Here is a 21,281-nt window from a genome sequence, read left to right on the forward strand (position 1 = left end):
AAGCATAAAAAACCGCTCGTTTGAGCGGTTTTTTGTTTTCGGAATCAGGGACGGCCAGCAAGTAAGCTTGGTTCATCGATAGCGGTGCCGGTTGCAATGATCTGTAAGAGCCGTCGTTGACTGGCTGTCAGAACCGCCGGATCAGATTCACCCCTTATTGCATGCGCTTTTTTCTTCCTGGGGGATTTTTTTATTTCTTTGCGCATATTCCCACCTTGGTTGATCAATATTTGAGCCTTTTTCACAATACTGCCAATGATGCGGGCGTATTGCTCAATTGCCAGAACGGATAGCGGTGCAACACGGTTTTTCAATGGATGTGTTTCTCTTGGCCGCCCCTCCAGTCGTACGATTCGGATGCGTTGTCGACTTTTATTCGGGTTGGCGAAGCAAAGTCCGCACAGTTCAGATTCAAACCAGATTGCGATGTCGAGAGCGAGAGGTTCGCGCGCTTTCCATCCAATGACTTCTTCCCATGAAAAATGTGGGCTCTCCCAACACTCAAAAGCACTCAGTGCCAACGAGTCGATGGGTTCGAAACGTACTTTCGAAAGGTCAAGCGTTGTGGGGCCAGCCATCTCCAGGTCAATCTGGAGTTGAGTCGTGGCAAGGCGGGCAAGCTTCCTGGCTTGCGATTTGTACAACTGATACCGCAGATGATTCCGTTCCCTTGGCATTTGATCTCGCGCATTCCATGTCCCCCATCAATGGTCGTTGCAATTGCAAACGAGCCTATGCGCCTGCCTCCTGCCTGTCGCTACTGGCCCTTTGTCCAAGTCGTTGCAATCCATGTCCCGCGCTGGTTATAGTCGGCGCTCGTGAGTCCCACGACTCACCTTTCAACCCTTCAAAAAAGATCAGCCCAGATGCCTGCATCCCTCATCAACGCGGTAGTCGATTCAGCGGTCAACGCTGGCGTCGTGCCGTGCAGGAATCAGCAGCCTGTGCAGATCAGTCATTACCCTCCACCTGTCAGCAGCACGCCGGTGTGCGCAGTCGTATCACCGCCGGGCGTTGGTGTTTCGGGCTGATCAGCGTTTTCTGCTGACCCCTGTGCCCGCCTGAAAAAACCTACTGAATTTCAGCTTCGGCTGAGTTGGCTATTTGCCTGACTACAGGTGGTATTCATGTTTGTCCTTTCGAAAAAGTCCGCGCTCGCGGCGGCGTCCACGAGCCTGTTCGTTCTGCTGTGGAGCAGCGGGGCGATCTTCTCCAAGTGGGGGCTGGCCCACGCTTCGCCCTTTGCCTTTCTGCTGATCCGTTTTGTGATTGCCCTGTGCGGGCTGGTGCTGCTGGTGCCGTTGCTCAAGCTGAAACTGCCCAAGGGCGGCAAGCCGATGCTGTACGCGATGGCCACCGGCGTGGTGCTGTTGGGGGCTTATCAGATCTTCTATCTGCTGGCGCTGGATCTGAAAGTCACGCCCGGAGTGATGGCGACCATCATGGGCGTGCAGCCGATTCTCACGGTGGTGATCATGGAGCGGCAGCGCTCGGCGAGCCGGATGTTTGGTCTGACGCTGGGGTTGGCCGGTCTGATCATGGTGGTTTACCAGGGCATCGGTCTGGCCGGGATGTCGCTGGCGGGAATGTTGTTCGGGCTGCTGGCGCTGGCGAGCATGACCTTCGGTTCGATCATGCAGAAGCGCATCACCGACAACCCTCTCGGCACGCTACCGGTGCAGTATCTGGCGGGGCTGTTGCTGTGCGGGATCTTCGTGCCGTTTCAGCCGTTCCACTTCGAGCACAGCGCCGGTTTCATCGTGCCGGTGTTGTGGATGGGGCTGGTGGTTTCCGTGCTGGCGACGTTGCTGCTGTATCGACTGATCGCCCGGGGCAATCTGGTGAATGTCACCAGCCTGTTTTATCTGGTGCCGGCCGTGACGGCGGTGATGGACTATCTGATCTTCGGCAATCGCCTGGCCGCGTTGAGCGTGCTGGGGATGCTGTTGATCATCGTCGGTCTGGTGTTCGTGTTCCGTAAATCGGCGTAACCGCCGCGCATGAAAAAGGCCCGGGAGGAAACTCCCGGGCCTTTGTGCATCTGCGAATCAGCGGGCGGTGATTTCTGCCGGTTTCACCACAGCGGGTTTCAGCACCAGCCACAGCGCAATCGCGATCAAGACCCCGCCATACAAGTGGGCCATCGACAGCGGCTCATCGAGAAACAGCGCCCCCCACAACACGCCGAACGGCGGAATCATGAAGGTCACCGTCATCGACTTCACCGGCCCGATGGAGCTCAGCAGGCGGAAGTAAATGATGTAGGCAAACGCGGTGCAGCCCAGACCCAGGCCCAGCAGCGACAGCCAGACATTCCAGCCACCCCAGTTCACCGGCGGCTGAGTGATGATGCTGTAACCGAACAGCGGCAACAGAAACAGGGTTGCACCGAGCATGCTGCCCAGCGCCGACAGACGACTGTCGAGCCCACCGGCCTGATCCAGCCAGCGTCGGGCTAGGAACCCGGCGAAGCCATAGCAAGTGGTTGCGAGCAGGCAGGCCACCGCGCCCATCAGCAGGTGCAGATCGAACGCGACCGGGCCGGCGCGGGTCAGCACGCCCACCCCGAGCAGGCCGAGGAACACCCCGGCGAGTTTGGCCAGCGTCAGTTTTTCACTGAAGAACAACCCGCCGATCAACACGCCCATCAACGGCGTGGTGGCGTTGAAGATCGCCGAATAACCGGCCGGCAGCACCTGGGCGGCAACTGAATACAAGGTGGCCGGCACGCCGGAGTTGATCACGCCCAGCATCATGACGGTCTTGAGTTTGCCTTTGAAGTCCCAGCTGATGCGCATCAGCCCGAGGATCACCAGCAGGCCGACGGCGGCAATTGAAACGCGGAAGAAACCGGTCGGGACCGTACCGATCGCGGGCGCGATGATGCGCATGAACAGGAAGCTCGCGCCCCAGATGGCGGCCAGCGACAACATGCGGAAAATATCGACAGGGCTCACGGGCCACTCCTTCCTTGATCGGGACGAGAGTGTTGCCGAGGGCCCCGGCGATGGCAACCGCTAATCGGGCATTTAATTGTCTGATCAGATCACGAAGCGCGTCACCAAACCGTTCAGGTCGACGGCCAGTCGCGACAGTTCCTGGCTGGCGGCAGACGTCTGGGTGGCGCCGGCAGCGGTCTGGGTCGACAGATCGCGGATGGTCACCAGGTTTTCGTCGACTTCCCGGGCCACCAACGCCTGTTGCTCGGCGGCGCTGGCGATCACCAGGTTGCGCTGGTTGATCTGCGAGATCGACGCGGTGATTTTCTCCAGAGCCTGGCCGGCGCTGTTGGCCCGGCGCAGGGTGTGGCTGGCCTGCTCGGCGCTGGTTTGCAAAGCGCCGACGGTGGCGCTGGTGCCTTGCTGAATGCTGCTGATCATCAGCTCGATTTCTTCGGTGGAGTTCTGCGTGCGCTGGGCCAGCGAGCGGACTTCATCGGCAACCACCGCAAAACCACGTCCGGCCTCGCCGGCCCGCGCGGCTTCAATGGCGGCGTTCAGGGCAAGCAGGTTGGTCTGCCCGGCGATGCCGCGAATCACTTCCAGAACCTTGCTGATGTCCTGGGCCTGGGTCGCAAGGCCCTCGGCCTGTTCGGATGCACCGAGCACCGCGCTGACCAGTTCCTGAATCGAACTGATGGTTTCGCTGACCTGCACATGCCCATGCTTGCTGTCCTCGTTCGAGGCTTCGGAGGCTTCGGCACTGGACACCGCATTGGCGGCCACTTCATCGACCGCCGTGCTCATCTCGGTGACCGCCGTGGCCGCCTGTTCGATCTGGTCATTCTGCTGTTGCAGGCCGCGGGTGCTCTGTTCCATCACCGAACTCATTTCCTCGGCGGCGGAGGCCAGTTGTTGTGCCGACTCGCTTATTCCGCGAATGGTCGAACGCAGATTGTCCTGCATCTCCGCCAGCGCCGTAAGTAACTGCGCCGCTTCGTCCTTGCCGTCGCTGTCGATGCGACCGCTGAGGTCTCCCGAAGCAATCCGCCGTGCCACGTTCAGCGCCTGATTGATCGGCGCAGTGATGCTGCGGGTCAGCAACCAGGCCAGCAACAACGTGGCAATCAGGGCGATGACGATGATTGTGGCGACGATCCAAAGCGCCTGCTGATACATCGCCGCAGCAGACTTGGCGGCGGTATCCGCACCTTGCTGATTGAGGCTGATCATTTGCTCCAGCGTTTTGTCGAGTACCCTGCCTTGGGGCGCCAGTTCATTGTTGAGGCGCGTGTAGGCCAGTTCGCTTTGTCCGGCGTCGAGCTGTTTGATGATCTGGTCGAGGATGCTCAGGTACTTGGCCGTATCGGCGCTCAGGCTATCCAGCATTGCCCGTTCCTGATCGTTGGCGATCAGGGCTTTGTGGTCGTCGAGGCGCTTGAGCAATTCCTGGCGTTGCGCGGTGAGAAGGCCCTTGCTGCGTTCGCGAACGGCAGCCTGGGTGCTGGTGATCAGGCGCAGGGATTCGAGGCGGATGCTGGCGATGTTCGCCGCCGCGTCATGGATGCTTTCTATGCTGGGCATCCACGATTCTTCGATCACCGCCGCGCTTTCGCGCAGGGTTTTCATCTGGCCCAGACCGAACAGGCCAACCACCACCAGCAGACTGGCCAGAACGGCAAAACACAAACTGGCGCGCAAACCGATGCGCAGATTCCGGATAGTCATCAATGTGCTCCTTGGGCTTTGGGGGGAGAGAGGTCGTCCTCGTGGGCCGAGGATCTTGTTGTGAGGCGGGTGATGGCGGGCTGTATATCAAAGTGCCATTATCTTGGTAAGGCCAGTCGCTGACGGGAATGGACAGGCATGAACAACTCGGGCAAAAGCGCGGGCTAGAGATGTCGCCGCTGAATTGGATCCGAAACCCAGAGAAGACGCGGGCTGGCGCCCAGTGGTGGGGGGAACCGAAGTGGGTATTTATTGACCGAACGGTCGATTAAAAAAACTTTGATAAAAACTGTGTCGTTGTACAAGCCGCAAGAGGATTTGGCAGAAATTGCGCTTCTCCTGCGCCCGCTTCCGTGGCTAAGCTCAGGCCTTCGAGCACAGATTCTCCAATTCCCGCAGAGGTCTCATCTATGCCGCAGCAATGGCCAGCCACCGACATCGCCCGCCTGATCCTCGATGGCTTTGACGATTACCGCGAGCATTTCCGGCGGATCACCGACGGCGCCCGGGAGCGTTTCGAGCAGGCCCGCTGGCAGGACACGCAAACGGCGTCGGCAGCACGGATCAACCTCTATGAAGAAAAGGTCGGTGAAACCGTCGCCCGCCTGCGCGAGTATTTCGAGCCGGACACCTTGATGGACGTCACCTGCTGGCCGCTGGTGAAAAGCGCCTACATCAGCATCATCGACCTGCGCTTTGACGATGAGCTGTCCGAGACCTGGTACAACTCGATTTTCTGCGGCCTGGTCAGCCACGACCTGATCAGCGACGGCTGCATGTTCATCCACACCACCCGCCCGAGCCTGCGTCGGGCCCGCGCCGCGCAAACCCGCACCTATAAACCGCAAGGGCAGATATCGGGCATGCTCGCGAGCATCTTTGCCGATTACCGGTTCAACGAGGCCTACGCCGATCTGCCCGGTGACTTGCATCGCCTGGAAGCGCAACTGCGCGAGAATCTGCCGGACTGGGTGTGCAAGGATCCAGAGCTGAGCGTCGAGCTGTTTTCCTCGGTGCTGTACCGCAACAAGGGCGCGTACCTGGTCGGGCGCATCTACACCAACGACGATCAATGGCCGCTGGTGATTCCGCTGCTGCACCGCGAGGGGCGGGGGATTCAGATCGACGCTCTGATCACCGACGAAGCCGACGTGTCGATCATCTTCTCGTTCACCCGTTCGTATTTCATGGTGGATGTGCCGGTGCCCGCGGAGTTTATCGGTTTCCTCAAACGCATCCTGCCGGGCAAGCACATCGCCGAGCTGTACACCTCGATCGGCTTCTACAAGCACGGCAAGTCCGAGTTCTACCGCGCCCTGATCAACCACCTGGCCAACACCGACGACCAGTTCATCATGGCGCCGGGCGTGCGCGGCATGGTCATGAGCGTGTTCACGCTGCCGGGCTTCAACACCGTGTTCAAGATCATCAAGGACCGGTTCTCGCCGTCGAAAAACGTCGACCGCGCCACAGTGATCGAGAAGTACCGACTGGTGAAAAGTGTCGACCGCGTTGGGCGCATGGCCGATACCCAGGAATTCGCCGACTTCCGGTTTCCCCTGAGCAAGTTCGAGCCGGCGTGCCTGGCGGAATTGCTGGAAGTCGCGCCGTCCACGGTGTCGCTGGAAGGCGAAACCGTGCTCATCCGCCACTGCTGGACCGAGCGCCGGATGACGCCGCTCAACCTCTATCTGGATAACGCCAACGAGGCCCAGGTGCGCGAAGCGCTGGAGGATTACGGGCTGGCGATCAAACAACTGGCGGCGGCCAATATCTTCCCCGGCGATATGCTGCTGAAGAACTTCGGCGTCACCCGCCATGGTCGGGTGGTGTTCTACGACTACGACGAGATCTGTTTCCTCACCGAAGCGAACTTCCGCCACATCCCGGCACCGCGCACGCCGGAGGATGAAATGGCCTCCGAACCGTGGTATTCGATCGGGCCGCTGGATGTGTTCCCCGAGGAGTTTCCGCCGTTCCTGTTTGCCGATGCGGCGCAGCGCAAATTGTTCGATCAGCTGCATGGCGAGTTGTACAACGCGGATTACTGGAAGGGATTGCAGGAGGCGATTCGGGCGGGGAAAGTCATCGACGTCTTTCCGTATCGGCGAAAGGGCCTCGATAACGAATAAAGCAGCCGCAAGCAGCAAGCTACAAGCCTCAAGTCAAACGCCGCTTTCAACTTGCGGCTTGTAGCTTGCCGCTTGTAGCTGCTTTTCTGCGACAATCGCGTCCTTGCGCCACTAGACGACCGAATTGCGTACCCGATGACCGACGAATCGCCCTCCATCGACAAACTGCTGAAAAACCTTGATCACGCCATGCTCGCCGACCGCCACCGGCTGCGGCGGCAGTTGCTTGAGCTGCGCAAGAAACCCGACGAGGCCAAGCTGGCCCAGTGGGTGGCGCGCATGCAGGCGTCCTGCGATCAGGTGCTGGCGCGCAAGGCCAGCCTGCCGGTGATCCGTTACGACGACAGCCTGCCGATCGCGGCCAAGCGTGACGAAATCAAGAAGGCCCTGGAAAAGCACCAGGTGCTGATCATCGCCGGCGAAACCGGCTCGGGTAAAACCACCCAGTTGCCGAAAATCTGTCTGGAAATCGGTCGCGGCCAGCATGGTCTGATTGGCCACACCCAGCCTCGGCGAATTGCGGCACGCAGTGTGGCCAGTCGGGTCGCCGAAGAACTCGGCACGCCGCTGGGCGCACTGGTCGGTTATCAGGTACGGTTCGAAGACCAAAGCGATTCGAACACCCTGATCAAACTGATGACCGACGGCATCCTGCTGGCCGAAACCCAGAACGATCGCTACCTCGAACGCTACGACACGATCATCGTCGACGAAGCCCACGAACGCAGCCTCAACATCGACTTCCTGCTCGGTTACCTGAAAACCCTGCTGCCGCGTCGTCCGGATCTGAAAATCATCATCACCTCGGCGACCATCGATCTGGAGCGTTTCTCCAGGCATTTCGACGATGCGCCGATTGTCGAAGTGTCTGGCCGTACTTTCCCGGTGGACACCTGGTATCGCCCGCTGACGCTTGAGCAGGACGAAGAGGGCAACCGCGTCGAGGACGACCTGACTGTCGATCAGGCGATCCTCGCCACCCTCGACGAAATCGCCGCCTATGAACGCAGCGAGCGCCGCAGTCCCGGTGACGTGCTGGTGTTCCTGCCGGGCGAGCGCGAGATCCGCGACGCCGCCGACATGCTGCGCAAGGCCCAGCTCAAACACACGGAAATCCTGCCGTTGTACGCGCGCCTGTCGCCGGCCGAGCAGCAGCGGATTTTCCAGTCGCACCCGGGTCGACGCGTGGTGCTGGCGACCAACGTCGCCGAAACTTCGCTGACCGTGCCGGGCATCCGTTACGTGATCGACAGCGGCACCGCGCGCATCAGCCGCTACAGCTACCGCGCCAAGGTTCAGCGGCTGCCGATCGAAGCGATTTCCCAGGCCAGCGCCAACCAGCGTAAAGGTCGCTGCGGCCGGGTCGAGCCGGGCATCTGCGTGCGCTTGTACAGCGAAGAGGATTTCCTCGGTCGCCCGGAATTCACCGATCCGGAAATCCTGCGCACTAACCTCGCGGCGGTGATTCTGCAGATGCTCCATCTGCGCCTTGGCGAGATCACCGATTTCCCGTTTATCGAGCCGCCAGACGGCAAGGCGATCAGCGACGGTTTCAACCTGCTGCAAGAACTCTCGGCGGTGGACCGCAACAGTCAGCTGACCCCGCTCGGCCGCCAATTGGCGCGCCTGCCGGTGGACCCGCGCATGGGCCGTATGCTGCTGGAAGCGGCAAAGCTCGGCAGCCTGCAGGAAGTGCTGATCGTCGCCAGCGCCATGTCGATTCAGGACCCGCGCGAGCGTCCGCCGGAGCGTCAGCAAGCTGCCGACCAGGCTCACGCCCAGTGGAAAGACGCCGACTCCGACTTCGCCGGGCTGGTCAATCTGTGGCGCGGTTTTGAAGAGCAGCGCCAGGCGCTGACGGCGAGCCCGCTGCGCAACTGGTGCCGCAAGAATTTCCTCAACTACCTGCGTCTGCGCGAGTGGCGTGATTCCCATCGGCAGTTGAGCCTGATCTGCCGCGATTTGCAGCTGAGCCTCAATAAAGAGCCGGCGGATTATCCGAAGCTGCACAAGGCGGTGCTGGTCGGCCTGCTCAGCCAGATCGGCCAGAAAACCGAGGACGGCGACTATCTTGGCGCCCGTCAACGGCGGTTCTGGATTCACCCGTCGTCGGGCATCGGCAAGAAGCGCCCGCAGTGGGTGATGACTGCCGAACTGGTGGAAACCACCAAGCTCTACGCGCGGATGGTGGCGAAGATCGACGCCGACTGGATCGAGCCGCTGGCCGGACATCTGATCAAGAAGAACCACTTCGAACCGCACTGGGAGAAGAAGCGCGGCCAGGTCGTCGCGTTCGAACAGATCACCCTGTTCGGCCTGATCGTGGTCGGCCGTCGACCGGTGCATTACGGCCCGGTGGACCCGGTGGTTTCGCGCGAGCTGTTTATTCGTGAAGGTCTGGTGCGGGGCGAGATTCAGTCCCGGGCCAAGTGCCTGACCGCCAACAAGCAATTGCTCGAACAGCTCGACGAACTGGAGGCCAAGGCCCGTCGCCGGGACATTCTCGCCGACGAGGAAACCCTTTACGCGTTCTATGACGCGCGGCTGCCGGCGGAGATTCACCAGACGGCGACGTTCGATAGTTGGTATAGGGTCAACAGCCAGAAAGATCCGCAACTGCTGATCATGCGCGAGGAAGACGTGCTGGCCCGCGAAGCCAGCGAAGTCACCGCGCAGCATTACCCGGACACGCTGCACATCGGCGATCTGGAACTGGCCCTGAGTTATCACTTCGAACCGAATCACCCACGCGACGGCGTGACTTTGCGTGTGCCGGCGCCGCTGTTGCCGATGCTGCCGCCGGAACGCCTGGAATGGCTGGTGCCGGGGCTGATCGAGGCCAAGTGCATTGCGCTGGTGCGCAACCTGCCCAAGGCCTTGCGCAAAAACTTCGTGCCGGTGCCGGACTTCATCAAGGCCGCGCTGCAACGCATGACGTTTACCGAAGGTTCGTTGCCGCAAGCGCTGGGCCGCGAACTGCTGCGCATGACCGGCGCGCGAGTCAGCGATGAAGCCTGGGCCGAAGCGGCGCAGCAAGTCGAAAGTCACCTGCGGATGAACCTGGAAATCGTCGACGGCCAAGGCAAGTTCCTTGGCGAAGGCCGGGATCTGGCCGAGCTGACCGCACGTTTCGCCGAAGCCAGCCAGGCTGCTTTGGCCGTGCCGCAGAGCGCGAAAAGCCAGCAACCGGTGGAGGCCAAGGTCTTCGCGCCGGTGGCGGAAAAGACTCAGCAGAAGATCGCCGGGCTGTCGATGACGGTCTATCCGGCGCTGGTGGAAGAGGGCGGCACGGTCAAGGAAGGGCGTTTCTCGACCCCGGCCGAAGCCGAGTTCCAGCACCGCCGCGCCTTGCAACGTCTGTTGATGCAGCAGCTGGCGGAACCGGCCAAGTTCCTGCGCGGCAAGTTGCCGGGCCTGACCGAACTGGGCCTGCTCTACCGCGAACTGGGTCGGGTCGATGCACTGGTCGAAGACATTCTGCTGGCCAGCCTCGACAGCTGCATTCTCGACGGCGAAGACCCGTTGCCGCGTGATGGCGCGGGTCTGGCCGCGTTGGCCGAGCGCAAGCGCGGCAGCTGGACCGAGCACGCCGAGCGCGTGGCACGCCTGACGCTGGAAATCCTCAAGCTTTGGCACGGCCTGCAAAAACGCTTCAAGGGCAAGATCGACCTGGCTCAGGCGGTGGCGCTCAACGACATCAAACAGCAGCTCAGTCATCTGGTGTATCCGGGGTTCGTGCGGGAAACGCCGATGCTCTGGCTCAAGGAGTTGCCGCGCTACCTGAAAGCGGTCGAGCAGCGTTTCGAGAAACTGGGCGCGCAGGTGCAGAAGGATCGGGTGTGGAGCGGCGAGCTCGCCGGGCTCTGGACGCAATACCAGACCCGCGCCGCCAAACATGCGCAGGAAGGCAAACGCGATCCGCAGCTCGAGCTGTATCGCTGGTGGCTGGAGGAGTATCGGGTTTCGCTGTTCGCCCAACAGTTGGGGACGAAAGTGCCGATCTCCGACAAACGGCTGAACAAGCAGTGGAGCCAGGTCGAACAGTGACACTGATCGTTCCCACGTCGAGGCGTCGAACCGTCTGCGTGGGAATGCCTTCGGGGACGCTCCGCGTCCAGTGACGCGGAGCGTCACGGGCTGCATTCCCACGCAGGAGCGTGGGAACGATCATTGCGCGTCGATCTTGAGAAAGACGCCAAATGGCCACGGTTATGGCAAACTTCGCCACCATAAATGCCGTTTTCGCGTCCCAGAGCCTTCGCCGGGCCGCGCAACGGAATAAAGCGATGCCAGGTTTTTGCGTCCCTTATACGGGAATGGACCCTTTGCGTGTTGGCACGTCGGTGCCAGCACTTTCTGCCTGAACAGATTAGAGAAACGACCATGCATAACGTCGTCATCAGCGGCACCGGCCTGTATACCCCGGCCAACAGCATCTCCAACGAAGAGCTGGTGCAGTCTTTCAATACCTACGTCGCCCAGTTCAACGCGGACAACGCCGACGCCATCGCCAGCGGCGAAGTCCAGGCCCTGACCGAGTCCAGCGCCGCGTTCATCGAAAAAGCTTCCGGCATCAAGAGCCGCTTTGTCATGGACAAGGATGGCATCCTCGACCCTGCGCGCATGGCGCCACGTCTGCCGGAACGTTCCAACGACGAATGGTCGGTGCTCTGCCAGATGGCCATCGGCGCTGCCGAGCAAGCCCTGCAGCGTGCCGGCAAGACCGCCGCTGACATCGACGGTGTAATCGTCGCCTGCTCCAACCTGCAGCGCGCCTACCCGGCCATCGCCATCGAAGTCCAGGAAGCGCTGGGCATCCAGGGTTTCGGTTTCGACATGAACGTTGCCTGCTCGTCGGCGACTTTCGGCATCCAGCAAGCCGCCAATACCGTGCAACTTGGCCAGGCTCGGGCGATCCTGATGGTCAACCCGGAAGTCTGCACCGGTCACCTGAATTTCCGTGACCGCGACAGCCATTTCATCTTCGGTGACGCCGCCACTGCCGTGATCATCGAGCGCGCCGATCTGGCAACGTCGAAACACCAGTTCGACGTGGTCAGCACCAAACAGCTGACCAAGTTCTCCAACAACATCCGCAACAACTTCGGCTTCCTCAACCGCGCAGCGGAAGAGGGCATCGGCGCCCGCGACAAACTGTTCGTGCAGGAAGGCCGCAAGGTGTTCAAGGACGTGTGCCCGATGGTCGCCGAGCTGATCGGCGAACATCTGGAAGAGAACAAGCTCAACGTCGGTGACGTGAAGCGCTTCTGGCTGCACCAGGCCAACCTGAGCATGAACCACCTGATCGTGCGCAAGTTGCTGGGTCGCGAAGCCACCGAAGAAGAAGCCCCGGTGATTCTCGACACCTACGCCAACACCAGCTCCGCCGGTTCCGTGATTGCGTTCCACAAATATCAGGACGATCTGGCGGCCGGCTCGCTGGCGGTGCTGAGTTCGTTCGGTGCCGGTTACTCGATTGGTAGTGTGATTCTGCGTAAACGCTAAAATCGGGTTCATTTCCTCTTAATCGCGCTGACGTTTCCTACATCCGAATCGGCGCGAACGCTGTAATTTTCGAAAGTGGCGGCAGGCGAAGTCCTGCCGCTATCATTTTCGAAGTCAGGAACAGGGGATTGATGGATGGCAGTTGACGACACCCGATTGCTTGAGCGGCTGCTCGCCGGTGAGCAGAAGGCTTTCAAGGAGCTGGTCAGCACCTATCAAAGCCCCATGCGCGCGGTGGCCTACGCGATTGTCGGCCAGCGCCATGTCGAAGAAGTGGTACAGGACGCCTGGCTGTCGGTGGTGCGTAATATCGGCCGTTTCGAGGGGCGCTCCAGTCTCAAGACCTGGCTGCTGACCATCACCGCCAACTCGGCCAAGAGCCGCTACAAACTCAATCGTCGCGAAGTGTTGCTGGATGATCTGCCGTCACCCCACGGCACCATCGACGATGATCGTTTTTCTCCCGGCGACGGCCACTGGCTGGTTGCACCGTTTGCCTGGCACCAGGACACGCCTGAAGCGTTGCTGACGGAAGGCGAGCTGCGTGAATGCCTCGAGCACACGTTGTTGAGCCTGTCGGAACTGCAAAGCAGCGTGCTGTTGCTGCGCGAACGCCAGGGCCTGGAGCTGGAGGAGATCTGTAATCTTCTGGAGATCTCGCTCTCCAATGTCCGCGTGCTGCTGCATCGGGCACGTTTGAAGGTCTTTGCGACCGTGGAGCATTTTGAGGAGACGGGAGAATGTTGACCTGCAAGGAGCAAGTGGCGCGATCCAGCGATTATCTCGATGGCCAGTTGAGCTTTCGCGAGAAACTGATGGTGCGTCATCACCTGATGTTCTGCCGCAATTGCCGGCGTTTCATTCGCCAGATGCGTTTGATGCAGGCGACGTTGCGGGCAATGCCGCAAAAGCCTGAAGAGGGCGTGGACGCGTTGGCCGAACAGTTGGCACAACTGCGGCGCGAGGATAGTCCCTGAAACACAGACTGGCGCGGCCGCAGCGAACGGATGATGGGGATCGCTGAGGTCGCGCCAGTCTGTTGAAGCCTCTTCAAACGATGGAACCGGATGTCCAACCCATCGTTTGAAGTCTGTTGCCGGGTTGCTTAGAACTTCGCTTCCGCATCCAGCTGCAGGGTGTTGGTGTCTGCATCACGCTGGGTACGGCTGGAGAAGTCGGCCTTGGTCAGGAAGTAAGTCGCACCGATGGCGAAGTTCTTGTCGATGTCGTAACCGACCTTGAACTTGTGGCCACGGGAACCGGTGGTGCCGTTGGCGAAGTCCGAATCGGTGAAGGCGCCGACCACAGCGTTGCGCTGCACGTCACGATAGTTGTAGTCGAGGTTCAGGCCGAAGACTTTCGACTTGGCACCTACCAGCCACGCGGTGTCCTGATCGGTCACGGCATCGTTGTTCTTCACGTACTGCCCGTAGAACGACAGCGGCATTGGCAGGCCGCCGATGTCGACCTGGCTGAAGCCTTCGTACAGACGGAATTCGTTGTCGGCCGAGTTGCCGTTGACGGCCAGGGCGCACGGCGTGGAGGTGCCGGTGCAACGGCTGTCTTCGTCGTTCTGGTAGGCGTAGACGCTGCCGCCCAGGGTCAGTTTCAGGTTGTCGGTGATGGCAAAGCGGCTGCCCAATTGGCCGGCGGTCAGGCGCAGGTCGTGACGGAACTGCACGCCGTCGCCGTCGACGTTGTCCTTGAGGTTGTAGTTACCCAGGCTGCCGAACAGTTCGACGCTGCTGCCCAATGGATACTTGTAGGTAACGGCCAGACCTTCCGGGTTGATGTCGCTGTCCCAGATCACGTCGCCCATGCTCACCCAGGGTTGCAGCATCTTGCCGCCGATGATGTGCAGGTTCTTGATCTGATCCGGGTGGTAGTCGATGTAGCCCAGGTCGAGCCAGATCTGCTTCTTGTCGAAGTAGTTGTCCTGGTCCTGGTTGGTCGAACGGGCGTCGTCGCCGCCGCCGGTGGCGATACGGATGCCGGTGTCGACTTGCGGGTTGATCTCGGTGTAGGCACCCAGACGGGCACGGATGCGCTGACGATCCTTGTCGCGGCCGCCGTTGTTCGGCTCGCCATCGATCTTGATGGTTTCCTGACGGATACGCACGTCGCCCTTGAACTGGGTCTTGGCGGCCCAGGCCAGTTTCTGGTCGAAACTGCTGAGCTCGTTGGTTTTCTTCGCGGTCGCCGCGATTTGCTCGTTGGTCTCTTGCTGCGCCTGCTGCGCGATTTGCTGGGCCTTCTGATCCTTGGCCAGTTCAGTTTGCAGTTCAACGTACTGCGCCTGGGAAATCGAACCGTTAGCCTTGAGCATGTCGAGCAGTTTGGCGTCGACTGCGGCACTGGCCGGTACACTCATGGCCAGCAACAGGCCACCGCACAGGGCCGCCGCAGTTTTCGTGGAAGCAAGACGCATAGCAATCTCCGAAGATGAAAAGGGGATGGCTGAACCATCCTGGGCACAACCGACGGTTTGACGGTCGGAAAACAGTGTCCGGGGTAGAACCCGGCGCTCTAAAAACAGGCGCCAGTATCGCGATGGTTTATGACAGAGCAGTGGCACGATGATGGCAGGTTGATGACGATACAAAACTGCCGTGAACTATTGATCTAGAGCGCTGTCGTGCAATCGAACGTGGGCAACGCCCGGCCAATCAGCGATACTCGCCGGGCGTTCACGCCCGAAAGTGGAGAGGAAAATGCCGCTGCAACGTCTGCACAAACTGTCGGAAATTCCAGCGTCCGACTGGGATGTTCTGGTCCCGCAAAACCAGCCGTTTCTGCGCCATGCCTTTCTGGCTTCGCTGGAGGACAGCGGCAGCGTCGGCCCGCATACGGGATGGCAAGCGGAGCATTTGCTGCACGTCGAAGCGGGGCGTGTAATTGCCGCATTGCCCGGTTATCGCAAGTGGCATTCCTACGGCGAATACGTGTTCGATCACGGCTGGGCCGATGCCTGCGCCCGGGCCGGCATCGATTACTACCCCAAGTTTCTGAGCGCGGTGCCGTTCAGCCCGGTCAGCGGCCCACGGTTGCTGGCAGCGAATGTCGAAGACGGATTCGAACTGCTCAAGAGCCTGCCGGGGTATCTGGAAATCGAAGAGCTCTCCAGCGCCCACATCAACTTCACCGACGCGTTCACCGATGCCGCCATGGCCGAGCAGCCGGGCTGGCTGCAACGCATCGGCTGTCAGTACCACTGGCAGAATCGCGGCTACCGCGACTTTCAGGATTTCCTCGACGTACTTGCCTCGCGCAAGCGCAAACAGATGCGCAAAGAGCGCGAACAAGTGGCGGGGCAGGGCTTCGAGTTCGAATGGCTGGAAGGCCGCGAGCTGGACGAGGCGCAGTGGGATTTTGTCTACGCCTGTTACGCCAACACCTACGCGGTACGCCGGCAGGCACCGTACCTGACCCGGGAATTCTTCAGCCTGCTGGCCGAGCGCATGCCGGAATCGATCCGCGTGGTCCTGGCCCGGCAGGGCTCACGGCCGGTGGCGATGGCGTTCAGTCTGGTGGGCGGCGACAGTTTTTACGGGCGCTACTGGGGATGCCTGGCCGAGTTCGACCGGCTGCACTTCGAGACCTGTTTCTATCAGGGCATGGACTATGCGATTGCCAATGGATTTCAACGTTTCGATGCCGGTGCCCAAGGCGAGCACAAACTGATTCGCGGCTTCGAACCGGTGATCACCCATTCCTGGCATTACCTGCGCCATCCCGGTCTAAAAGCCGCGGTCAAAGACTTCCTGCACCAGGAGCGCGCCGGTGTACTGGCCTATGCCGAAGAGGCGAGGAGCGCCTTGCCGTATCGGCAAGCCTGATCCTCGCCGACACCTTCAGCTGTCTTCCTTGCCCAGCCAGCGATAGAGCACGCCGCCAACCACCGCACCGAGTAGTGGCGCGACCCAGAACATCCACAACTGGGCGATGGCCCAGCCGCCGACCATCAGCGCCGGACCCGTGCTGCGGGCCGGGTTGACTGAGGTGTTGGTCACCGGAATCGAGATCAGGTGGATCAGCGTCAGGGCCAGGCCGATGGCGATCGGTGCCAGTCCTGCCGGGGCGCGTTTGTCGGTGGCGCCGAGGATGATCACCACAAACATGGCGGTCATTACCAGCTCGGTGACGAAGCCGGACGTCATCGAGTATTTGCCCGGCGAGTGCTCGCCATAACCGTTGGAGGCCAGGCCGGCGGCGATGTCGAAACCTTCCTTGCCGCTGGCGATGTGGTAGAGCAGTGCCGCTGCCAGAATCCCGCCGATCACCTGGGCGATGACGTAGGCGGGCAGCTCCTTGGCCGGGAACCGACCGCCGACGACCAGGCCGACCGACACGGCCGGGTTGAGGTGACAGCCGCTGATGTGGCCGATGGCAAACGCCATGGTCAGCACCGTCAGACCAAACGCCAGGGCCACCCCCAGCACGCCGATTCCCAAAGGTGAAGACGCGGCGATGACCGCACTGCCGCACCCGCCCAACACCAACCAGAACGTACCCAACAACTCAGTGACTGAACGTTTGAACAGAGACATGACAGAGTCCTTGATAGGCGTGCTATCGAGACTGCATCGAGTGGTGCTCCCTGCAGATTTACGACAGGTTCCGTTCCGGAGCCTTGGCTCAGTACAGCAGGGTTTGTGCGGATTTCCAGCAGTCGATAAAAAACCGCCAGAGCACGTGGTTAAAGGGCTCTGGCGGTTTTTTGCGTTTTGACGCAGGATCAGTCGATGCCGACAAACCCTCCGGTCTGGTGCGCCCACAGCCGCGCATACAATCCGCCATGGGCCAGCAGTTCGGCATGGTTGCCGCTTTCGGCGATCTTGCCGTTCTCCAGCACCACCAGTCGGTCCATGCGGGCAATGGTCGAAAGGCGGTGGGCGATGGCGATCACGGTCTTGCCCTGCATCAGGGTTTCCAGGCTTTCCTGAATCGCCGCTTCGACTTCCGAGTCCAGGGCCGAAGTCGCTTCGTCCATGATCAGGATCGGCGCGTCCTTGAGCAGCACCCGCGCAATCGCGATCCGCTGACGCTGGCCACCGGACAGCTTCACCCCGCGTTCGCCGACATGCGCGTCGAATCCGGTGCGTCCTTCGGCGTCCGACAACAACGGGATGAACTCATCGGCGCGGGCCTTGCGCACCGCTTCCCAGAGTTCGGCGTCGGTGGCGTCGGGCTTGCCGTACAGCAAGTTGTCGCGGATCGAGCGGTGCAGCAACGAGGTGTCCTGAGTGATCATGCCGATCCGCGCGCGCAGACTTTCCTGGCCGACTTCGGCGATGTTCTGGCCGTCGATCAGGATCCGCCCGCCCTCGACATCGTAGAGGCGCAGCAGCAGGTTGACCAGGGTCGACTTGCCGGCGCCGGACGGCCCGATCAGACCGATTTTTTCGCCCGGTTTGATGGTCAGGTTGAGGTCGCCGATGATGCCTTTCTTCTTGCCGTAGTGAAAATCCACGTGCTCGAAACGCACTTCGCCACGGGCCACGGCCAACGGTTTGGCCTGCTCCCGGTCGGTGACGCTGACCGGTTGCGAGATGGTCTGCAGACCGTCCTGGACCATGCCGATGTTTTCGAAAATGCCGGTGACCACCCACATGATCCAGCCGGACATGTTGACGATGCGGATCACCAGGCCGGTGGCCAGGGCGATCGCGCCGACGCTGATCAGCGACTGCGTCCACAGCCACAGGGCCAGCGCCGTGGTGCCGACGATCAGCAGACCGTTCATGGTGGTGATGGCCACGTCCATGCTGGTGACCACGCGACCGGCCAGCTGGGCTTTTTCGGTCTGTTCCTGGATCGCCTCGCGGGCGTAGTGCTGTTCGAAGTTGGTGTGGGCGAACAGCTTCAGGGTGGCGATGTTGGTGTAGCCGTCGACGATCCGGCCCATCAGTTTCGAGCGCGCGTCTGAGGCTTCCACCGAGCGGTCCTTGACCCGTGGTACGAAGTAATAGAGTGCGCCGACGTAGGCCGCGATCCATGTCAGCAGCGGGATCATCAGGCGCCAGTCAGCCTCGGCGAACAGCACCAGCGAACTGATCGCGTAGATCAGCACATGCCACAACGCATCCACCGCCTGCACGGCGGAATCGCGCAGCGAGTTGCCGGTCTGCATGATGCGCTGGGCAATGCGCCCGGCGAAGTCGTTCTGGAAGAAATTCAGGCTCTGCTTGAGCACGTAACTGTGGTTCTGCCAGCGAATCATGCTGGTCATGCTCGGGCTCAGGGTCTGGTGCACCAGCATGTCGTGCAGGGCCAGGAAGAGGGGGCGCAGCAGCAATGCCACGACGGCCATCCACGCCAGTTCGGCGCCGTGCACCTTGAAAAAATCGGCGTTCGGCGTGCCCTGGGCGAGGTCGATGATGCGGCTCAGGTAACTGAACAGCGCCACTTCGATCAAGGCACCGAACAGGCCGACGATCAGCAGGGCGGCGAAACTCGGCCAGACCTGCTTCAGGTAATAGGTATAGAAGGGCAGAACGCGGTCCGGCGGGGATGCCGTCGGGGCATCGCGGAATATGTCGATCAGTTGTTCGAAACGGCGATAGAGCATCAGATAACCGCCCGGAGCACGGGCTCTCCTTTTATCAGTGTGAGCGGCGCGATGGGTAATCGGCGCCGCTCGATAATGCCCTGTAAAGCTTAGTCGATGCGCTTGGCCGACTTGATGATCACAGGGTCGACCGGCACGTTTTGCATGCCCTGTTTGGTGGTGGTCTGGGAGTTGACGATGATGTCGACCACGTCCATGCCCTTGACCACTTTGGCGAACACCGCGTAACCGGCGTCACGGCCCGGATCGAGGAAGGCGTTGTCGGCCACGTTGATGAAGAACTGGCTGGTGGCCGAATCCGGGTTGGAAGTACGGGCCATCGACAGGGTGCCACGAACGTTATGCAGGCCGTTGCTGGCTTCGTTCTTGATCGGCGCCTTGGTTTCTTTCTGTTGCATCTGCTGGGTGAAGCCGCCGCCCTGGGCCATGAAGCCCGGGATCACGCGGTGGAAAATGGTGTTGTTGTAGAAACCGCTGTCGACATACTCGAGGAAGTTCTTGGTACTGATCGGCGCCTTGACCGGGTCCAGCTCGATTTCGATCTGGCCGTTGGTGGTGTCCAGCAGCACGTGCGGCGCTTTTGCCGGTGTGGCAGCCATCAGGTTGGCAGCGAACAGCACGGTGCCGGCGGCGAGGGCGAGTTTTTTCAGCATGGGTCAGTGATCCTGAGGGTGATTATCGGCTGTGGCGAGGAACTCCAGCAGCGTTTGATTGAAGCGTTCGGGCTGATCGAGCGGGGTGGCGTGGCGCGAATCGGCGATCACCACCAGCCGCGCATGGGGCAGCAGTCTGACATAGGTTTCTTTCAGCGAAACCGGGGTGTAGTCCCGGTCGGCGCTGACGACGAGGGTTGGACAGGTGACCCGGGAAAGTCGTTCCTGAACCCCCCAGCCAACAATCGCATCGAAGCTGGCGAGATAAGCACGTTTGTCGTTTTTTGCCCAGCGCTCTGCCATCTTCTGACGCAAACCGGCCTGCTCCGGTTTGGGGAACAGCTTGGCGCCAAGGGCTTTGCCGATGGTGGCGAGGCTGAGCACACGCATCAGACTCCAGCGCTTGAACCACTGCCAGTAATCGTCGCGGGTACGCACCTTGACCTCGGGCGCGCTGTTGACGATGGTCAGGCTCTTGAGCATCCACGGCTGATCGACCGCAAACTGAAAGCCGATCATGCCGCCCATGGACAGCCCGGCGTAGTGCACCGGGCCGAGCTTCAGGTGCTCGATCAGGGCGACGATGTCGGCGCTGAAGCCGGCGATGCTGTAGCGCTCGTGGGGCTTGTCGGAGCGGCCGTGACCGCGCACGTCCGGGACGATCACCCGGTAATGTGCGGCCAGTGCGGGAATCTGCATTTCCCAGTCCAGGGTGCTGGAGCCCAGACCGTGAACCAGCAGCAACGGATCGCCGTGGCCATATTCCTCGTAGTGCAGGTTGCAACCTTCATGCTCGAAATACGCCATCGGTGAACTCCGTGTCAGGCTTGTTCGGGGGCGGCGAACGGTGCGTCCAGCGGCAGGGTGTCGAAGGTGCGCAGCAGTTCGATCAGGATTTGCGTCGCTGGGCCCAAGGGTTTGTCCTTGTTCGAATACAGATAGAAACTGGAGTTGCGATTGCCGCCTCTGTCCAACGGTAGCAGCTTGAGCGAGCCGTCTTTCAGTTCCCGCTCGATCATGTGGCGTGGCAGCCAGGCGAATCCCAGGCCACTGCTGACGAACGTCGCAGCCGTGGCGAGACTGCCGACGGTCCAGCGCTGTTCGGCGCCGAGCCAGCCAACGTCCCGGGGTTGCTGGCGGCCGGAGTCGCGGATCACCACTTGCATCTGGGTTTCCAGGTCCTGAAAGCTCAGTTCGCGGTTGAGCCGGTGCAGCGCATGATCAGGATGGGCGACGGCGACAAATTCGACATCGCTCAATTCCGCGCCAAGGTAACCGGGAATGCTCAGCCCGGTGATGGCCAGGTCGGCCACGCCTTCGAGCAGCACTTCTTCGACGCCCGACAACACTTCCTCACGCAGCCGCACCCGGCAGCCGCGACTCTGCGGCATGAAAGCGGTCAACGCGCGCACGATACGGGCGCTCGGGTAGGCGGCGTCGACCACCAGCCGCACTTCGGCTTCCCAACCCTGCTCCATGTGATGGGCGAGGTCTTCCAGCTGGCTGGCCTGTTTCACCAGTTGGCGCGAGCGGCGCAGCAACACGCCGCCGGCTTCGGTCAGCACAGCCTTGCGTCCATCGATGCGCAACAGCGGCACGCCGAGCTGATCCTGCATGCGGGCGACGGTGTAGCTCACCGACGATTGCGAGCGATGCAGGGCCTCGGCGGCCTGGGCGAATCCGCCGTGGTCGACCACGGCCTGCAACGTTCGCCATTGATCAAGGGTCACGCGGGGCGCTTTCATCAATAGCTCCT

The 21,281-nt window shown here is 61.1% G+C and carries 16 protein-coding genes; 7 read left to right on the forward strand and 9 right to left on the reverse strand.

Going from position 1 to position 21,281, the window contains the following annotated elements:
- Window positions 1-44 precede the first annotated feature (44 nt).
- A complete protein-coding gene (locus EIY71_RS28770; RefSeq protein ID WP_236189480.1) occupies window positions 45-578 on the reverse strand; it encodes a hypothetical protein in 534 nt (177 codons plus the stop codon).
- 549 nt (window positions 579-1,127) lie between these two features.
- Between EIY71_RS28770 and EIY71_RS21015 the strand changes: the two genes are divergently transcribed.
- Window positions 1,128-1,991 carry a DMT family transporter gene (locus EIY71_RS21015; protein ID WP_134022987.1) on the forward strand — a complete coding sequence of 288 codons (864 nt, stop codon included), beginning with the start codon at window positions 1,128-1,130 and terminating at the stop codon, window positions 1,989-1,991.
- 57 nt (window positions 1,992-2,048) lie between these two features.
- Here the strand turns inward: EIY71_RS21015 and EIY71_RS21020 are convergent, their stop codons facing one another.
- Complete coding sequence (locus EIY71_RS21020; RefSeq protein WP_134022989.1) at window positions 2,049-2,957, reverse strand: DMT family transporter; 909 nt, start codon at window positions 2,955-2,957, stop codon at window positions 2,049-2,051.
- A gap of 84 nt (window positions 2,958-3,041) precedes the next feature.
- Entirely contained in the window at window positions 3,042-4,667 is a 1,626-nt protein-coding gene (locus tag EIY71_RS21025; RefSeq protein ID WP_134022991.1) for a methyl-accepting chemotaxis protein, read from the reverse strand.
- Between the two features lie 410 nt (window positions 4,668-5,077).
- On the opposite strand from EIY71_RS21025, the gene aceK reads away from it, so the two are divergent.
- The 5 genes from aceK (at window position 5,078) to EIY71_RS21050 (ending at window position 13,281) form a co-directional block, all read left to right on the forward strand.
- Window positions 5,078-6,799 carry a bifunctional isocitrate dehydrogenase kinase/phosphatase gene (aceK, locus tag EIY71_RS21030; RefSeq protein ID WP_134022993.1) on the forward strand — a complete coding sequence of 574 codons (1,722 nt, stop codon included), beginning with the start codon at window positions 5,078-5,080 and terminating at the stop codon, window positions 6,797-6,799.
- 135 nt (window positions 6,800-6,934) lie between these two features.
- Window positions 6,935-10,846 (forward strand): ATP-dependent RNA helicase HrpA, encoded by a 3,912-nt coding sequence (gene hrpA, locus EIY71_RS21035; RefSeq protein WP_134022995.1) that lies wholly within the window; start codon window positions 6,935-6,937, stop codon window positions 10,844-10,846.
- 336 nt (window positions 10,847-11,182) lie between these two features.
- Entirely contained in the window at window positions 11,183-12,304 is a 1,122-nt protein-coding gene (locus EIY71_RS21040; protein ID WP_102685993.1) for a beta-ketoacyl-ACP synthase III, read from the forward strand.
- 135 nt (window positions 12,305-12,439) lie between these two features.
- Window positions 12,440-13,051, forward strand: a complete 612-nt coding sequence (locus EIY71_RS21045; RefSeq protein ID WP_085747189.1) for an RNA polymerase sigma factor — start codon at window positions 12,440-12,442, stop codon at window positions 13,049-13,051.
- The gene (locus tag EIY71_RS21050) at window positions 13,045-13,281 is read left to right on the forward strand and encodes an anti-sigma factor (protein ID WP_085747188.1); all 237 of its coding nucleotides are present in this window, start codon (window positions 13,045-13,047) and stop codon (window positions 13,279-13,281) included. The genes EIY71_RS21045 and EIY71_RS21050 overlap by 7 nt, the downstream gene beginning before the upstream one ends.
- 128 nt (window positions 13,282-13,409) lie before the next feature.
- Here EIY71_RS21050 and EIY71_RS21055 read toward each other — a convergent pair whose 3' ends face one another.
- Window positions 13,410-14,732 carry a putative porin gene (locus tag EIY71_RS21055; protein ID WP_039772596.1) on the reverse strand — a complete coding sequence of 441 codons (1,323 nt, stop codon included), beginning with the start codon at window positions 14,730-14,732 and terminating at the stop codon, window positions 13,410-13,412.
- Between the two features lie 283 nt (window positions 14,733-15,015).
- On the opposite strand from EIY71_RS21055, the gene EIY71_RS21060 reads away from it, so the two are divergent.
- Window positions 15,016-16,140, forward strand: coding sequence for a GNAT family N-acetyltransferase (locus tag EIY71_RS21060; RefSeq protein ID WP_085747187.1), 1,125 nt, complete (start codon window positions 15,016-15,018; stop codon window positions 16,138-16,140).
- A 15-nt stretch (window positions 16,141-16,155) separates the two neighbouring features.
- Here the strand turns inward: EIY71_RS21060 and aqpZ are convergent, their stop codons facing one another.
- The 5 genes from aqpZ to EIY71_RS21085 all read right to left on the reverse strand — a co-directional run bounded on the left by aqpZ (window position 16,156) and on the right by EIY71_RS21085 (window position 21,270).
- Window positions 16,156-16,851: an aquaporin Z gene (gene aqpZ / locus EIY71_RS21065; protein ID WP_102685994.1), complete on the reverse strand. Its 696-nt coding sequence runs from the start codon at window positions 16,849-16,851 to the stop codon at window positions 16,156-16,158.
- A 188-nt stretch (window positions 16,852-17,039) separates the two neighbouring features.
- Complete coding sequence (locus EIY71_RS21070) at window positions 17,040-18,872, reverse strand: ABC transporter ATP-binding protein (protein WP_102685995.1); 1,833 nt, start codon at window positions 18,870-18,872, stop codon at window positions 17,040-17,042.
- A gap of 89 nt (window positions 18,873-18,961) precedes the next feature.
- Window positions 18,962-19,525 (reverse strand): peptidylprolyl isomerase, encoded by a 564-nt coding sequence (locus tag EIY71_RS21075; RefSeq protein ID WP_102685996.1) that lies wholly within the window; start codon window positions 19,523-19,525, stop codon window positions 18,962-18,964.
- A 3-nt stretch (window positions 19,526-19,528) separates the two neighbouring features.
- Window positions 19,529-20,332, reverse strand: a complete 804-nt coding sequence (locus tag EIY71_RS21080) for an alpha/beta fold hydrolase (RefSeq protein WP_085747184.1) — start codon at window positions 20,330-20,332, stop codon at window positions 19,529-19,531.
- 14 nt (window positions 20,333-20,346) lie between these two features.
- Entirely contained in the window at window positions 20,347-21,270 is a 924-nt protein-coding gene (locus EIY71_RS21085; RefSeq protein WP_011332960.1) for a LysR family transcriptional regulator, read from the reverse strand.
- Between the last annotated feature and the right edge of the window lie 11 nt (window positions 21,271-21,281).

Origin of the sequence: Pseudomonas sp. CH235, from assembly GCF_004368175.1 — a bacterium.
Taxonomy (GTDB): domain Bacteria; phylum Pseudomonadota; class Gammaproteobacteria; order Pseudomonadales; family Pseudomonadaceae; genus Aquipseudomonas; species Aquipseudomonas paraglycinae.